Annotated in this window: 15 protein-coding genes and 1 pseudogene; 5 read left to right on the plus strand and 11 right to left on the minus strand. The window is 33.5% G+C overall.

Annotated elements, in window-relative coordinates:
* The first annotated feature begins 387 nt into the window (after positions 1-387).
* Positions 388-2,175: a S9 family peptidase gene (locus tag MKY29_RS10715; RefSeq protein WP_340879744.1), complete on the plus strand. Its 1,788-nt coding sequence runs from the start codon at positions 388-390 to the stop codon at positions 2,173-2,175.
* Between the two features lie 53 nt (positions 2,176-2,228).
* Here MKY29_RS10715 and MKY29_RS10720 read toward each other — a convergent pair whose 3' ends face one another.
* The 5 genes and pseudogenes from MKY29_RS10720 to MKY29_RS10740 form a co-directional block, all read right to left on the minus strand.
* Positions 2,229-2,759 (minus strand): GNAT family N-acetyltransferase, encoded by a 531-nt coding sequence (locus MKY29_RS10720; protein ID WP_241599607.1) that lies wholly within the window; start codon positions 2,757-2,759, stop codon positions 2,229-2,231.
* 3 nt (positions 2,760-2,762) lie between these two features.
* Positions 2,763-3,239, minus strand: a complete 477-nt coding sequence (locus MKY29_RS10725) for a DUF6886 family protein (protein WP_340880846.1) — start codon at positions 3,237-3,239, stop codon at positions 2,763-2,765.
* A gap of 101 nt (positions 3,240-3,340) precedes the next feature.
* Positions 3,341-3,808: a GNAT family N-acetyltransferase gene (locus tag MKY29_RS10730; RefSeq protein WP_340879745.1), complete on the minus strand. Its 468-nt coding sequence runs from the start codon at positions 3,806-3,808 to the stop codon at positions 3,341-3,343.
* Positions 3,809-3,909: 101 nt separating this feature from the next.
* Positions 3,910-4,475 (minus strand): annotated as a pseudogene (locus tag MKY29_RS10735) (DUF5694 domain-containing protein).
* A 596-nt stretch (positions 4,476-5,071) separates the two neighbouring features.
* Positions 5,072-5,548: a DinB family protein gene (locus tag MKY29_RS10740; protein WP_241599615.1), complete on the minus strand. Its 477-nt coding sequence runs from the start codon at positions 5,546-5,548 to the stop codon at positions 5,072-5,074.
* 164 nt (positions 5,549-5,712) lie between these two features.
* Between MKY29_RS10740 and MKY29_RS10745 the strand changes: the two genes are divergently transcribed.
* Positions 5,713-6,315 (plus strand): hypothetical protein, encoded by a 603-nt coding sequence (locus MKY29_RS10745; protein ID WP_340879747.1) that lies wholly within the window; start codon positions 5,713-5,715, stop codon positions 6,313-6,315.
* Between the two features lie 55 nt (positions 6,316-6,370).
* Here MKY29_RS10745 and MKY29_RS10750 read toward each other — a convergent pair whose 3' ends face one another.
* From MKY29_RS10750 to MKY29_RS10760, 3 genes are read right to left on the minus strand one after another with little or no spacing between them, the layout of a single operon-like run.
* Entirely contained in the window at positions 6,371-7,492 is a 1,122-nt protein-coding gene (locus tag MKY29_RS10750) for a Ger(x)C family spore germination protein (RefSeq protein WP_340879748.1), read from the minus strand.
* Positions 7,492-8,574: a GerAB/ArcD/ProY family transporter gene (locus MKY29_RS10755; protein ID WP_241599621.1), complete on the minus strand. Its 1,083-nt coding sequence runs from the start codon at positions 8,572-8,574 to the stop codon at positions 7,492-7,494. The genes MKY29_RS10750 and MKY29_RS10755 overlap by 1 nt, the downstream gene beginning before the upstream one ends.
* 19 nt (positions 8,575-8,593) lie before the next feature.
* On the minus strand, positions 8,594-9,910 hold the full coding sequence (locus MKY29_RS10760) for a spore germination protein (protein ID WP_241599623.1): 1,317 nt from the start codon (positions 9,908-9,910) through the stop codon (positions 8,594-8,596).
* 147 nt (positions 9,911-10,057) lie between these two features.
* Between MKY29_RS10760 and MKY29_RS10765 the strand changes: the two genes are divergently transcribed.
* Entirely contained in the window at positions 10,058-10,201 is a 144-nt protein-coding gene (locus MKY29_RS10765) for a hypothetical protein (RefSeq protein WP_340879749.1), read from the plus strand.
* A gap of 42 nt (positions 10,202-10,243) precedes the next feature.
* Here the strand turns inward: MKY29_RS10765 and MKY29_RS10770 are convergent, their stop codons facing one another.
* Entirely contained in the window at positions 10,244-12,244 is a 2,001-nt protein-coding gene (locus tag MKY29_RS10770) for an ABC1 kinase family protein (RefSeq protein ID WP_340879750.1), read from the minus strand.
* A gap of 155 nt (positions 12,245-12,399) precedes the next feature.
* Between MKY29_RS10770 and MKY29_RS10775 the strand changes: the two genes are divergently transcribed.
* A complete protein-coding gene (locus MKY29_RS10775) occupies positions 12,400-13,257 on the plus strand; it encodes a manganese catalase family protein (protein ID WP_340879751.1) in 858 nt (285 codons plus the stop codon).
* A 510-nt stretch (positions 13,258-13,767) separates the two neighbouring features.
* On the opposite strand, the gene MKY29_RS10780 is transcribed toward MKY29_RS10775, so the two are convergent.
* A complete protein-coding gene (locus tag MKY29_RS10780) occupies positions 13,768-14,070 on the minus strand; it encodes a hypothetical protein (RefSeq protein WP_340879752.1) in 303 nt (100 codons plus the stop codon).
* A 600-nt stretch (positions 14,071-14,670) separates the two neighbouring features.
* Between MKY29_RS10780 and MKY29_RS10785 the strand changes: the two genes are divergently transcribed.
* Positions 14,671-14,895, plus strand: coding sequence for a hypothetical protein (locus MKY29_RS10785; RefSeq protein ID WP_241599626.1), 225 nt, complete (start codon positions 14,671-14,673; stop codon positions 14,893-14,895).
* 53 nt (positions 14,896-14,948) lie between these two features.
* Here MKY29_RS10785 and arsC read toward each other — a convergent pair whose 3' ends face one another.
* Entirely contained in the window at positions 14,949-15,371 is a 423-nt protein-coding gene (gene arsC, locus MKY29_RS10790; RefSeq protein ID WP_340879753.1) for an arsenate reductase (thioredoxin), read from the minus strand.
* Between the last annotated feature and the right edge of the window lie 9 nt (positions 15,372-15,380).

The raw sequence follows: 15,380 nt of genomic DNA on the forward strand, positions 1-15,380 counted from the left end.
AATTAAATACTTACGAAGAAAATCGGCCGATAATTCTTACTATTAAATTTTTTCATATCCATATAGCTTTGTCCAACTCTTTTTGTTACACATTTACTTAAAGAAACTCCCTATTTTTCTCATGTTTTCATGATTGACTTGTGTAAGTTTATATTTCTAGATCCGTTGGAATTGTACACTTAAGAAACCTGTTAGTTCTTTTAAAGAGACCTTTTTATTTTTATTACCTCTACACAAAAAAAATTCTAATTCTTACCCATTTATCATAGGATATATTTTAATAGAACACTTAATATTTTGATTATATTTAATATTAAGTTAAAACATCTTAAACTAACAAATTATTATGATAAAATGAAAGTATCTTACAAGAATTGGGGAGTTTAAATGGTCAAATTTGATAAACCAGAAGTAGAACAATTTTTTCAAACATTAACTGTGGAGAATTTCACTGTTAGTCCTGATGAAAAACAACTGGTAATTAGTTCAAACCTGAACGGTCACTTTAATATTTGGGCAATGGATTTGCCTAATCAGTTTCCTTATCCACTTACATTTAATAATCAGAGTGTAGATTTTTTAACCTATGCAAAAACTGGTGAGTTTATGGTTGCTGGTTTTGATCAAGACGGAGATGAGAATACACAAATATATGCTCTTGCTCCTAAAGGTGGAAAACTTGTCTCGATCAGAAGAAATGAAGGAGAACGGCATTTCTTCAACTACTTGACTAAAGATGGAAAACGTCTTTATTATTCTACAACAGCAGGTAATGCAACCTTCCTTAATAACTATATATATGACATTGAAACTGGTGAAGATAAACTCTTACTGGAAGGTAGCATTGCACCGACATCTATAGAAGCTGTCTCCCCAGCTGAAAAATCTTTTGTTTCCGGTAAACAATTTGGAAATACTTACTCTCTTGCCTATGTTCATCTCGGTGACGAGACTATATTATTAACTCCTGAGACAAAGGAACAACATACAGTTACAGACACCCTATATACTTCGGAAACAGATATATATTTTTTAACAAACTATAATTCAGATTTGACTTATTTGGCGAAGTTCGATTTAGAAGCGAAGGAATTTAAAAAAGTTTTAGAAATTAATAAAGAGGATTTTTCTAGTATATATTTTTCTAAGAAAAGCCAAAGTCTTTATTTAATTGGATCATACGGTGTAGAAGATCGTCTTTATGAATACCATTTAAAAAGTGAAAAAATTAACAAAGTGAAAACACCAACAAATGTAATAGAAAAAGTAATCGTGATGCCATCCGGTAATCTATATATTCAAGGGCGGTCTTCTACAAGACCAAACAATGTCTTTGTTTCAAAAAATAATGGTGAATCATGGGAGGAATTAACTAAATTCCGAATTCCAGGCGTTCCAGATGAAATGCTGGTAGAACCTACCATACTAACTTACCCTTCTTTTGATGGACTAGAGATTGAAGCACTACTTTTCAAAGCAAAAGAAGAATACTCCAATGGGCATGTCATTTTATGGCCACATGGAGGTCCTCAATCGTTGGAAAGAAAATGGTTCCGTTCGATGTTCCAATTCCTGCTCAATAGAGGGTATTCCATATTCGCTCCCAACTTCCGGGGTTCTTCAAACTATGGCTTAAAGTTCATGAAACTAGTTGAAGGAGACTGGGGTCACGGCCCTCGACTTGATAATTTGGAGGGTTTAGAATGGTTGATTAAAGAAGGATATGTTGAAAGAGATAAAATTCTACTCTTAGGCGGCAGCTATGGAGGCTATATGTCCCTCTTACTTCACGGACGGCATGCAGAGTATTTTAAAGCAGTCGTAGATATATTTGGTCCGAGTAATCTATTTTCCTTTGTGGAATCAGTACCAGAGTTTTGGAAGTCTTTCATGATTCAATGGGTAGGTGATCCAGTAAAAGATAAAGAAAAGTTTATAGAAGATTCCCCAATTACTTATTTAGATGGAATGACGAAACCTATGCTAGTTATTCAAGGGGCTAATGATCCACGGGTTGTACAAAAAGAATCTGACCAAATTGTCGCAGCTTTAAAGGAAAAAGGTAGAGACGTAGAATATATTGTTCTACCAGACGAAGGCCATGGCTTTTCTAAAAAGCAAAATGAAATATTAGTTTATGGAAAAATGTTGGAATTCTTAGACCGGTTTATCTAAATAATAAGCGATCCCTGTGTTAGAAGAAGTTCCGGAAGTATTCCGAATAGAGTTTAATTGTTTCTTACACAGGGACGCAAGCTTTTTTGATATTTATTATGTCCATCATGTAAATTGATAAATTCAAAGTTATTGTTTATATAAAAAGCATTTAACTTTCTATTGTTTGCAACACAATCTAGCTTTAAATAATCTTTAGGGTAGCTATGATTGTTTTGTATCCAGGTCAATATACTACTACCTACTCCTTTATTCATATAAGAAGGAATAATTGCTAGTCTATGTAAGTAATAAGTATTGGAAGTTAAATCATCTCCCCAGATATGTTTATCCCACTCACTTTGTTTAGATAAAAGTGTGAATGTGGCTATTAGTTCATCATCCCTCAAGATAATATACGTTTCCTGATCAGATATTGCTTGTTCAATTTCCTCGTCATCACCACCCTCTAAAAGAAATCCCCATTGATTAATTTCATTATCTCTCATCCATATAGCTAACCCTTTTAACATATTAATTATTCTTGGGGTATCACTACTAGTTGCAATTTTAATGACAAGACCTTCAAGGTTATACGAATACATTATTTACCTCCTTTTTTCATTAAAGGAATCCCTATGCTGCGCAAAGCTCATTCTACACATGGACCAATTCAATGATGTCTGTTGAATTTCATCAGATATATCCCATAAGTTGTCGACCAGCAGTAATTCGACATTCCTTCTGCTTAGCTCTTTAGATGGGTTAGATATTACAATTTTCTTAATAGGATTCTGCTTTTGTTCGCTTATGTAATAACCTGCATTTTCATCTATAAGAGTAAAATGAGTAGTGTTAAATTCATATAAATATAATGTCGTATTTTGCATCACATCAAACCAGTTACGTTCTATTACTACTACATGAGAGCTAAATTTGGATGAAAAATAAGTCCTCTTATCTACCTCGGAAGTATTGACTCCAATATGATAGCAAACACGTGGACAGTTTCTGGGAGTTAAAAAGTTCGGGAGGCACTTTTCATTAATGGACCATACAAGTTTTTTTGACGGATCTAAATCCATCCGTGTTGGTATTCTAGGTACAAATGATTCTATATTAGATTCTTCGCTAACATGAAAGAGTCTTATATTAAAGCTCCTCTCTGCATTTTGTTTATTTTCTTCTAAGATGGGAAAAATTCCATAGGTTCCTTGCAATGTATATAACCATTCTTTTTATAGTAATCGACACTATCTTCACTCGGCCAAACGATTATAAATTCATAACTTTTACTTTTCACCCATTTATTAATAGTAGTGATTAATTGACTGCCGATACCTCGGTTTCTGTATTTTTCTATAGTAAAGACATTGGTCATATATGCAAATGGTTTAGTTATTCTACCAGGACGCGGTACCTTATGTATTAATTGTATATAAATGTGAGATACGATTTCCCCTTCTTTCTCTGCAACCCAAATAAACCAACTTTCACTTTTGGTGGCAGTCTCTAAAAAAGATCGACATTCTAATTTAAATGTTTTTAAATCATCCTCTGTATACGTTTTTGATTGATTATCTTCAAGCGTGAAATTCCATCTCATTTGAATTAACTGGTCAATATCTTTATTTTCTGCTAGCCTAAATTGCATCTTTAATCCCCCTCATAAAATTCACAATTTTTCTATTAAATGAAAGAGCGCATCATTTGTTGGTGGTTTTTGAATTAATAACTAAATCCAGCTATTTTCCTCTACTGCAAATAGTGTAATGTAGATTCCACTTCAAAAACCCCGCTTTCCAGCAGAAATTGCCTAACTAAATATATATGCGCTGCTCCGATCAGCAATATTATTCGATCATTTGAATCTGAGACTAAACCTGAAAGATTAGAGAAAATGGTTAAATTTCGCTGATACCACCATCTCACCCAATCCACCCCGATATAATCGGTTCCTGTCCCAATACGTGCGATTTGCATATAAAGTGCATGGTCTTGCTGTACTTTTTTTCTTGATTAAGATGGATTAACATGTCACCAATTGTATGCCCGGTTGTTGGAGGTTCCACTATTTTCGGAATATATTCTTCCATAATCGAACTATATAATTCGTATTGATTGGTTTTTGCCCATTCTAAGACTTCTTCAATATTTCTTTGACCTACATCCCCCATCCAATCGACAGGATAAATTCTCTCATTCTCCATCACTGCACTAAGTCGAAATCCAATCTGTTGTATTTCGTTCTTATTTAATTTCAAGGAATTATTTATATATTGATGATATGTATTATTTATCTCCCTATCAGCTTCTTTCACTGCTTCGACAGCAATCTTATTCGGTTTAAATGCTTTTAGTTTTCGAATGACATCTTCTAATTCCAACTAGTAGGATCTTCGGCTTCATATTAAATAACACCCCATTTCTATTTCCTCTTAATACATATTTACTTACAAACTATATTTCATTCATATAATATTCTTCACTACGCTCTTAAAATCCTTTTTGGATTTTGTATTATAACCTTTAAAACGAGAAAGCTAACTTCTATTCTTTGTTTAGACAGCTGGTAGTTCAATCCCCTCTTCAACTCGAAACAGACATTCGTGGATTTCAAACTTCACATACGTGCATACATTTATAATTCCTTGTATAATTCCACCCCTTTTGTTTCTAGTTTATGAAACTTAACTTCATTGAAAATGAAAAACAATACCTAAAACCCTAACTAACAGGGTATCAGGCATTGTTTTTTATTGTTTTATTCTTGCTGTCATCATACTTTAATCAGAAGATTTTATAATAAGCAGTCTTATTATGTATATTTCATTCTATTTCAAGTATGGTATTTAAAAATCTTTTATCAGACACTATTCAGAATTGTTTCCAAGTTGTGTCTCACACAGGGACAACTTTATAACTGCTCTTCTTTTGTTGGTCCCATTACACCAGGTACAGGCAGTCCTGCTTGTCGTAGAAGAACAGTCATTTGACCACGGTGGTGAGTTTGATGATCGATTAATTTACGTAGCAATGTTCCTCTTGTTGTCTCTCCAGCAAAGCTTTCTATCTTCTCAACCAATTTCTCATCTGTTAGATTGCTTTCTGCTTCACTCTTTACAGCTTCAACGACTTTTTTATACGTTTCCACAATTTCTCTAACTTTAATTTCTTCTTTATTTCCACCAATAGCTGATTCAACATTTAAACCCACTAATCCAGAGAAAAATGCTGGACTCGTCGCTAAGTGCCATCCTAGCCACCCAAGAGTACTATGTCCTTCTACAATTGCCTGATCTAATTTTTCATCAGATAAAGATTGTAGTACTCGAAGTGTACCCTCTGCTGCTACAGACCAATCTACTATAAAATCATTTACCGTTCTATACATTCTACAACGACTCCACTTCATTATTAGTTTCTTTTTCATTGTAAATATTATCATTGGCATATTCAACTTTTGTAAACCGAGAAATTATAAGCTACTAGACATAATTTCCTTTTAAGTTTGCATAAAATAGTAGAATACATTTCAAGTATGAAAGGAGATTTACTTTGATAGATGAGACGCAGAAACCTATTTATCAGCGATGGTGGTTCATTTTGTTCATAGTATTTTTGGGTATAGGAATCATTTTATATTCAGTAATCCATACAGAAATAACAGAAATAGTTAGCATAGATGTTGCCGATACTATGTTTTACAAGAAAATGGAAAAAGAAGAACTAAAAGAAAAAATGATGCAAAACCATAAGAATCCCGAAGTGATTGCTGCGGAAATAATTATGAAGAACTTCGGAACAACATACATCGAAAAGGAAAACGCTGTGGTATCATCTAGATTTGAAAGTGGGATATTGGAAACTATTGCATTAGAAGAAAGAATTATATCTGCACAATCTACAAAACATTCCTTTTTATACAACACAGTAGAATTTATGAAAGTGATGAAATCACAAGAAGAAGTTACTCAAGCAACCTTGATAGTACAAGCCCCACTTACAGATCGGTACGGCAATGTTAAAAATGGGGATGTAATGATAGTCCTAATGAGTAGAGAAACATTAAATAAAATTAACTTCAACAATTTTAAAGCAGAAAATCTCTCGGCAGTGGCAGATAGCTATTGGGAGCACCCTGCATTGTCCTCAGAATAGACAAAGTATATAAAATATTAAATACCTCTTCAAAAATAAAGAATAGGTAGACTCATCATTCTATTGTCCCAGTGCTTTTTAGATTTACTTCCACTTTAAGATCAAATGGCAGCTCTTGGTAAGCTTCATTCCACTTACTCATAGTATCTTTATTATTTATGTGCATTGTTCTATACTTTAACCCAAAACCAATTGGATCTAAATTTTCCTTTTGGACAGTCGTTAAAAATTCCAACACATGTTTTTTCACTTCATCTTCAGCAAGTTTATTATATTTTTCTAAATTATTTAATAATACGTCTTTATCGGACTCAATAATTTCACCAGCCATTTCGATTTTCATATTTATAATAGTTGGCTTTTTATTCTCCGTAACTATTTTAAATTTCACATTTGTTTTTCCAATATTCACTACAATATTATTTCCTTCATACTCAATTTTATAACTATATCCTCCAAGATCATTTGCAAGAGTGTTGTATTCCCTCGTCATCCTAGACGACAATTCAAAAGGAGCTCTACCTTCCTTAACGATTAATGATTTATTTACTATTAACTGAGAGCCATCATCGTTTGTCTCAACAATTGGTAAAACAGAATCAATACCTAAACTATGGGAGTTTCGCCTAAATTCAAACAAAAAAGTGGAAACAATATAAGGGCTTTCCGTTCCAGTATTATCGAAAAACCTTGTTAGAGATGTAGACACAGCTTCTTCCGCTTTAGGCTCAGCTCTTAAAACCTCTTCTGCGGATTCTTTAGCAACCCCAATCCAGGAAATTAGTTGCATATCACCTCTTCGAACAAAATAATCCATCACGTCTTTAATATTATTCTCGAGTAATGCTTCATTTACCATAATGATTTTAGTATGCCCAAATTCTAACGTTTTGTCTGTGTGAGTTTCTAGTATGCGTATTGCTTCTTCAATGTTTTCTCCTTCATGTACTAGGTACTGATAGCTCGGTTTTTTTTCTTGCTTAATCGAAGCTACTGGAATGGATAATTTAAGTGTAACTTTATAATGACCTTCCTCTTTTTCAGAAGGATCAACACCAATTCCAATTATAAACAATCTATTATCAATATCTTTAAATCCACAACCAGCCATTAGAACTATGCATTGGATGAAAATAATACACAGAAAAACCACTTTTTTTCTGCCAAGAATGTACATTATACTTTTGCCCTCCTTTTTGCTACAAACAAAGAAAGGAATAAAATAAAATAAAATAGTGGAAAAATATTATAGAAATAACTTGAGTATTTGAACAGTTCAAATTCGTCTATTTTTGTAACCAAATAAATAGAGATTGCACCGAAGAGAACAACAAAAAAGTAGGATGTCAGATTTTTATTTTTCCACTTCAATTTATTAAAATGAAAAATACTCTCAAATAACTTTAACGACACATGCCAATGAACTAATAGACTCAAGAAAGAAATCCCTAAAAAGATAATAATAAATATGAAAACCAAACGCTCAATAACCCCATATTTCATCCTTACGGAATCACTTGTAGATACCCATGGAAAATTCATATGTTCAATTTGTTCAAAACCATTAAATCCAATGGGTATGAAGTAAGTTATAAATAGTACAACTGCGCCTACAGTACTGATGATAGATATTTGCTTAAATCCAAATTTGAGCTTTTCTTTAAAGAAACTATTAAAGATAACAATATTAACAACTCCAATAAAAATGTAGGATGCCGCTGAAAAAGACCTATAGCTTGGAGAAATATTAATATTCATCATAGCTACTTGGACAAAATTCCACTCTAAATTATTATCAGTAATTATCTTTACGAATAAAAATATTAGGATCGGCAACAGTAAAACAAATACTATTTCAAGAGTAAATAATACACTTTCAGACTTCATCAACATACCAAAAGAAACTATTATGACAAACGCAAGAGTAGTTGTAATTAAAGGAGTTTCTAGTGAAACAAAAGTTGTAAATAAAAATACATAAGTAATAAGCGTAATAGCCCCTGCTAAAAACCAAGAAATTCCAAAATAAACTATTACAGGAATATAAAACCACTTTGAGGTGTGTTTTTTCAATATTTCAGGAAAACTTTGTCCGCTGAATTTATTGAAAAATAAAATTACAAAATAAGTAAATAATACACCTACAAAAAGCGCAGCAATCATAGAAAATATTACTCCATTTTTACTTTCAATCACTAATATTCGAGGGACTGTTGCGATTATATTTGCTACCATAGTTACAAAAATTAAATAATACATATAGCGGCTCAACGGAAATTTACACCTCTTTTTCCCTCTTCGTACTTTTCCAATTTATCTTTAAAAATGGTTCACCAAAGCTTTCTTTGTTTGTTAAAAACATTATGATGCCTAAAAATCCAAGCATTAAACCAACCGTGCCGAATAGAGTCGTGAATGCTAATAATAGGTACCTGCATATTCTTATGGCAAAGCTCATTTCACTTATTGGAATAACAAAACTAGTTATTGCAACGGCTGATACGATGATGATCATTATATTGGATGTAAGAGCAGCCTCAGTGGCTGCAGTACCTAGTATTAATCCCCCAACGGTTGTAGCTGTCGCACTTATTGCTTTTGGTAATCGGATACTCGCCTCTATTAAAAACTCCATAAAAAGCAGCATGAAAAGTACTTCAATAAATGATGGATACGGTACTCCCAGCCTACTCCCAGCTACTGATAGTGCAAGTTCCACACGAAAAATATCTGGTGTATAAGAAGTGATTGCTACATACATAGCTGGGAGTAGTATACAAGTTAATATCCCAACATAACGTAAGATCAATGTAAAAATAGAAATCCAAAATGAATGATAGTTATCCTCCATTGACACCATAAAGTCATAGAAAACAACTGGTGCCACTATTGCCTGGGGACTACCGTCCATCATAATCACTACTTTTCCATTTGCCAAATTATAAGTAATTCGATCTGGTCGTTCCGTTAAAAGTAATACTGGAAATAGAGAAAATCTCGTGCTATTCAAAAAAAGTTGTAAGTCTCCTGAAGATTCTATAAGAGGATTGTCCAGTTCTTTGATTTTTTTTTGAATTTCATCTAATACAGATTGTTTAACAATTTTTTTATCATAAATAAGCGCTATTGATTGGTGGGATTTATCTTTTAATTGAACCGTTTCAATTGTAAGTGAAGGTTCAAGATAACGATGTCTAATCATATTTAAATTGGATTCAATAGCTTCACTTAGTGCTAGCTGGGGGCCATATATAGTGGGCTCCATTAAAGCGGGTTGAGGTGAACTTGCAGTAATCATTTTTATATCTACTAGAAAAAATTGTTCTTGTATCGCTATTAATACATGCCCTTTCGTCAACTGTATTAAAAGTTCATCCCCCGTTTTCATCTTTGCAATATCTGGGAGGGACTGTATATAAGAAGAGAAAAATTCTGTAGATTTGAGCTCAAAAAAGGGTTTTATAATTATATTTTGTAGTTTTAATCCATCTACAACTGTCTTTAAGTAGAGCACAAAAGCATAATTATCACCAAGCTGCAAAGGTATTGTCAAAATATCCTCAGAATTATTCATTTTTTCAACTACTTCTTTCATCAGCTTAGGAGTACTCGGCTTCTCGTTCGCACACAATGTATACACCCCATTTTAGGAAAAAATTGAATATACATAGGGTTACCGAATGTACTAGTTTTTATCCTTCAGATCAAAAAACCATTTCAAAAATGAAATGGTTTTTTAACGTTGAAAGATAAGACAACGTTGCTTATGGGCTATATTGCATTGAATATAAGCTATATCGGAGAACTTATGGGCTTTCTCACGTTTTTAATTCCCAATTGTTTAGTTATGAGCTATTTATCTGCAGTAAAAGGATCAATTGTATAATTTAAGGGCTTTCTGCTATTTAGCAATCTTATCAGCAAAAGCTTACCTATCACTTTTCATCAATCTTATAGCCTGTATAGATAATCTAACTAGTAACACAGCGCATAAAAACAAACCTACATACGCTGCTGTGTTTAAATATATTGCAAATTCTGCCTCTATAAACTGCCCTATTGCTAATAATGCAACCGATATTATTCCAAATGTAATGCCTACCATTAATAGAATGAAGCGAGAGAATAATTGTGTGATAAACATAGAATTACTTTTATCGGAAAAAATATCATGGTGTAATGTTATTTTCCCACTTTCCACACGCTGAATAAGATGATCTACTCGCCTTGGAATTTTACGAATCGTTGGTAACAGCAAAGCAAATTCTTCTTCTAAACGTTCAAAGGTCTGCTTTGGTTTTTTAAATGGTTTTTTCCATAACGATGCCATATATTCTGTAGAATACTCTTTTGCCTCATTAAAAATATCAAAATCACTTTTTATCATGTGTAATGTCCCGTCGAGTGTAACTAAAGCTCTTAGCGCAATACCTACGGATGGATAGAAAGATAAGCCGAATTTCTTAACGACTTCAAAAAATGCTTGAATCAATTCCTCCGTTGGAATATGAGAAATATAAGAGATTCTTAACAATAATTGAGCCATAGCATGTTCTAATTTCTCCCGCTCAATATGATCTACATCCTCTACCAATAGAGATAGTGCATCGTATAAAATATCCGAATCATTCTGTTGAATACCCAATAAAAACAACTTCATTCCCTCTTGCTGGGGCTGTGCTAAGCGACCAACTGCCCCAAAGTCTAAGAAAATCGGGGTTCCGTCGACATCATCTATAAAGATATTACCTGGATGTGGATCCGCATGGAAAATTCCAGAATACAGCAGCTGATCAAAAAATGAATATAGAACAGTACGGGCAAACTGTTCTCTGTCCACTCCGAGTGTCCTGAAAAGCGTATCCCCATACGCTACACTTTGACCATGAACATACTCGAAAATAATCAAATGATCATTACTTAGTTCCGTATAAATATGTGGTATCTTCACTGTATACGAACTATCTTTCAAGGCTGTTGTTACTTGTAAAGCATTTCGCATTTCAATCTCAAAATCAACTTCTTCTCTTAGATTTTCCGCGAATCCTAGCGCAAGTTCACGGAAACCAAGCTTCTCAGCCCATGAAGATTTATCCGAGAACCATGTAGCGAAATCTACTAATATATTTAAATCATCTCGCATCATATCTTTAATATCGGGTCGTAGGATTTTCACTACTACTTCTTTATTATTTGTACGAAGTATTGCTTTATGTACTTGACCTATCGATGCCGAAGCAATAGGTGTTAAATCGAATTCAACGAACATATCCTCCATTTTATAAGGTAAAAAGGACACTAAAATAGAATTCACTTGTTCATTTGTTAGAGGCTTAACATGTTGCTGTAGAAATTCTAATTCTTTTACGAAAGCAGCAGGCAATATATCCCCTCTTGTAGAAAGAACTTGACCAAACTTCACAAAAACACCACCAGATTGCTCCAATGTATCTTTTAATGCTTTAGCTAGTTCTCGCTCACTTTCCTTGAACTTCGAATATTTAATCGTCCGAGATATACCATTTTTCATAGCAATTTGGACAACCTGTCTCAGTCTTCTCTGACTACGCCAATTATTTCTTAAGCGAATTAATAATGATTTATTCCCAGATACTCTTTGCCCCTTTTCACCAATCGCCATTGGATCAAATAATTCAAAGAAAAGATACAGCAACATTGATATTAACAACATACTTCCTATCCATATAATTGTGCTTACATCCATATACGTATACACAAAACTTTCTGATAAGAAATCTGTTCCACGTAAATAGGCATACCAATAGACAAAGGAAGTAAAAAACACACTAATGACAACCGCCATAATACGTTTTACAAAGTTGATCTGCGAGCCCATTAATCGTCCACTCACGAAAAAGATGAAGAATGAGATAACTAAAATTTGAACTAATATCTTCAAATAAATCATATAGCACTCCCCTTTCACACTAAGACTATTCCCTTTCTTTCATTTTATTAATCTTCAGTTTCTTACACAAATAAAAACATCTACTATATTTAATGTATAAAGGTGATTACGATTCAAATACTAGGTATCAATAAAGAATGAAATGAGGATGAGGAATGTATTATTATAAGGAAGAATTGATAAATCAAATAGTCCCAGACCAGCCAGATCCTGCTGCTGCAAAGGTATTACAAGAAATATTAGGTGGCCATTTTGGTGAGATGCGTACAATGATGCAGTATTTTTTTCAAAGCTCTAACTTTAGAGGAAAGGAAACACAATTTAGAGATTTACTTAGAGGAGTGTTTCTAGAGGAAATTGCTCATGTAGAATTAGTACAAAATACGATTAATCAGTTATTAAATGGGTCAGGTGAATCCGCAGTGCCGGGAAATGCTGGTATAGATGGGGCTCCTCTCGATGAAGCAATAAAACATGCAAACCCTCACCATTTCATTATTGGTGCGCAAGCTTCCTTACCTGTCGATGCGGTAGGAAATCCCTGGAATGGCTCATGGGTTTATAGTCACGGAAATTTAATAGGAGATTTACTTGACAACCTTGTTCTTGAGTCAACAGGAGTCCTCCAAAAAACTAGAATTTATGAAATGAGTTCCAACAAAACATTCAGAGAAACGCTTGCCTTCCTTATCGTAAGAGATAACTCCCACCAAAATGCGTTTGCTAAGGCATTAGAAACACTTGGTGTACAGTGGGGAAAACTGTTCCCTGTCCCAAATTACGATATAAACAAATACCCCGAGTGTAAGAAATATATAGATATGGGTTATCATAATTCCACATTCAACTTCCGTTTAGATCCTACTAGAATTGCTGAAATCATTAATGGTACTAGCCCTAGTCGTAATCATGGTGACCTAACTGTCACTGATCCACCCGCTGGTTTTCCGGTTCCCTTGATGCCAGAAATGCCAAATGAACACAGTCCTGGCCTAAATGATATGCAATTCTAATGATCAAGTAGAAACAAAAAAACTCAAGTAGTTATTACTTGAGTTTTTTTCGGAGACACGACTAGATGAGCGAATTCTCCCCTACTCCTCCTGTATAAACTTTACCACATCATATTGACAATTTTGGCAAACCATTAAATGTGGACAAATCTTATCTTTAGCTGTGTTCGGATACCCATCTCCCATTTTCACGGTCTCTTCATCATTATAATGACCGTATGGATCCAAAAAATCAGATACTTTTCCTGAGTCCTCCAACTGAGTTTTACATTTGGGACAATTTATGTTGAGTACTTTTAATGAATTACATAAAGGACATATGGCCATAAGTAGTATCTCTCCTTTTACATTCCTGCTTAGTATCCAATTGTATATAAATATTATGCAACAAAATTTTTCTAGTTCTAATTAGAGTAAAAATAAATGAGAGAAGAGTAAACTTATAAGGTTTATATACTCTGACAGGGAATTCCGTAATGTAATTGTCAATTTTTCATAGACCAACCAGCTTTACCCTAATAACAATTTCAAAACCGGTGGTATTAATAGTAAAACAATAGAACTTAAAATAAGTAATTGCGAGACTTTTCTCGGAAGTTTTTCTCTCCCTTTCCCCTTGTACCAACCACTGAATTGCAACTTATTTCTATATAGAACAAAAAACAAAACAAAAATAGCAATAAATCCAATCGAACCTAACTTTTCTGGATGAATGCCCATTTCTAAATATATGTTTTTCAATAAATAACCTAAAGCACTTCCCACAATAGCAAACATAATAATAATTCGGATTAACTCAAATACCACTCTCATGTAAATCTCCTATCTTGTCATCAATACAAATTCTATTAGCTTAATATCGCAAATGCCCTTTTAGAACTTGTAAAACAGTGGTTTATTTTAGTCAGTACTTTCAATGAACTATATTGTTAATATTATCCCATCCATATATGAGTTCATTTAATTTCTCACCCGCAATTTGCTTCCCAGAATGCTTCTCGCCTTTTATAGGATAAGTTCATTAAGAAGTTATTAGGAAGAATATTTTTATAGGTAGTCCTCCTGCTTTCTACATGCACTAAAGCTATCCCAATTGCTTCAGAAACCTTTGCTTCTCACTTCTCTCACTAACATTCCGACCACTCCCTTTTACACTAGGCCTATTATATGAAAGTATTTAACCTACTTATTGATTTTACTTTAAGTGAAGATTATTTTGGTATTTAAATCAAGTATAAGCTTTAAAAAGCAAAGTATAATAAAGATTTCTGCTAAAAAGTAGATGGAGTTGAATAATATTCTCCATCTACTTTTTTAGTTGTTAAACAGATTTTAAAAGTTTATGTTTTAGAAAAAGAGGTACATAGAAACTAAGTCTATAAAATAATTTCTTATAAACTGGAGGCAAATAGGATGAAAAGAAAAATGATTGCATTACCTTTAGCGTTATCTTCATTACTTATTCTCGGAGCATGTGGTGATGACGATACAGATGTGGATGAAATTGAAGTAAATGATCCATTGATAGAAGATGATGGAGAAAATGACGCAGGAATTGAAAACGAAGCGAATGATGAAGAAGAAAAAATACAGAATGATGATACCACAGATGATTCATCGGATGATTCAAACGAATAAATAAAAAAGCACTTTTCACTCCGAATTAGTGAAAAGTGCTTTTAATATTAGACCTATTTAGTACTCTCTAAAGCAAAATGTTGAATTTTAATTCCGATTTCATCACGAATTCGTTGGAATACACTCCACTTTTCCTCTGCAGTTCCAGTAGCTTTCGCTGGGTCTTCGAAGCCCCAATGTTCTCTTTTAACATTTGGTGGTGTTATCGGGCATTTGTCTGCTGCATCTCCACAAAGCGTTACGACTAAATCTGCATGGTTTAGAATTTCTAAGTCAATAATATTAGAAGTTTGTCTAGAAATATCAATTTCGACCTCATTCATAGCCTTTACGGCATTCGGATTAAGTCCATGCGCCTCAATCCCAGCACTAAATACAATCCATTTATCACCTAAGTATTTCTTTGCCCACCCCTCAGCTATTTGGCTACGGCAGGAATTACCTGTACATAGAAAGTAAATCGTTTGTTTTGTCATAAAATTCTC

Source organism: Psychrobacillus sp. FSL K6-2365, from assembly GCF_038003165.1.
Taxonomy (GTDB): domain Bacteria; phylum Bacillota; class Bacilli; order Bacillales_A; family Planococcaceae; genus Psychrobacillus; species Psychrobacillus psychrodurans.

What these genes read in the sequence shown, in the direction of transcription:
- MKY29_RS10760 (WP_241599623.1), bottom strand. Translation starts at nt 9,910, where the DNA reads ATGAAAGAAGTAGTTGAAAAAATGAATAATTCTGAGGATATTTTGACA.
- MKY29_RS10740 (WP_241599615.1), bottom strand. Translation starts at nt 5,548, where the DNA reads ATGTATAGAACGGTAAATGATTTTATAGTAGATTGGTCTGTAGCAGCA.
- MKY29_RS10770 (WP_340879750.1), bottom strand. Translation starts at nt 12,244, where the DNA reads ATGATTTATTTGAAGATATTAGTTCAAATTTTAGTTATCTCATTCTTC.
- arsC (WP_340879753.1), bottom strand. Translation starts at nt 15,371, where the DNA reads ATGACAAAACAAACGATTTACTTTCTATGTACAGGTAATTCCTGCCGT.
- MKY29_RS10725 (WP_340880846.1), bottom strand. Translation starts at nt 3,239, where the DNA reads ATGGATTTAGATCCGTCAAAAAAACTTGTATGGTCCATTAATGAAAAG.
- MKY29_RS10755 (WP_241599621.1), bottom strand. Translation starts at nt 8,574, where the DNA reads ATGTATTATTTAATTTTTGTAACTATGGTAGCAAATATAATCGCAACA.
- MKY29_RS10780 (WP_340879752.1), bottom strand. Translation starts at nt 14,070, where the DNA reads ATGAGAGTGGTATTTGAGTTAATCCGAATTATTATTATGTTTGCTATT.
- MKY29_RS10720 (WP_241599607.1), bottom strand. Translation starts at nt 2,759, where the DNA reads ATGTATTCGTATAACCTTGAAGGTCTTGTCATTAAAATTGCAACTAGT.
- MKY29_RS10715 (WP_340879744.1), top strand. Translation starts at nt 388, where the DNA reads ATGGTCAAATTTGATAAACCAGAAGTAGAACAATTTTTTCAAACATTA.
- MKY29_RS10785 (WP_241599626.1), top strand. Translation starts at nt 14,671, where the DNA reads ATGAAAAGAAAAATGATTGCATTACCTTTAGCGTTATCTTCATTACTT.
- MKY29_RS10730 (WP_340879745.1), bottom strand. Translation starts at nt 3,808, where the DNA reads ATGCAATTTAGGCTAGCAGAAAATAAAGATATTGACCAGTTAATTCAA.
- MKY29_RS10775 (WP_340879751.1), top strand. Translation starts at nt 12,400, where the DNA reads ATGTATTATTATAAGGAAGAATTGATAAATCAAATAGTCCCAGACCAG.
- MKY29_RS10750 (WP_340879748.1), bottom strand. Translation starts at nt 7,492, where the DNA reads ATGTACATTCTTGGCAGAAAAAAAGTGGTTTTTCTGTGTATTATTTTC.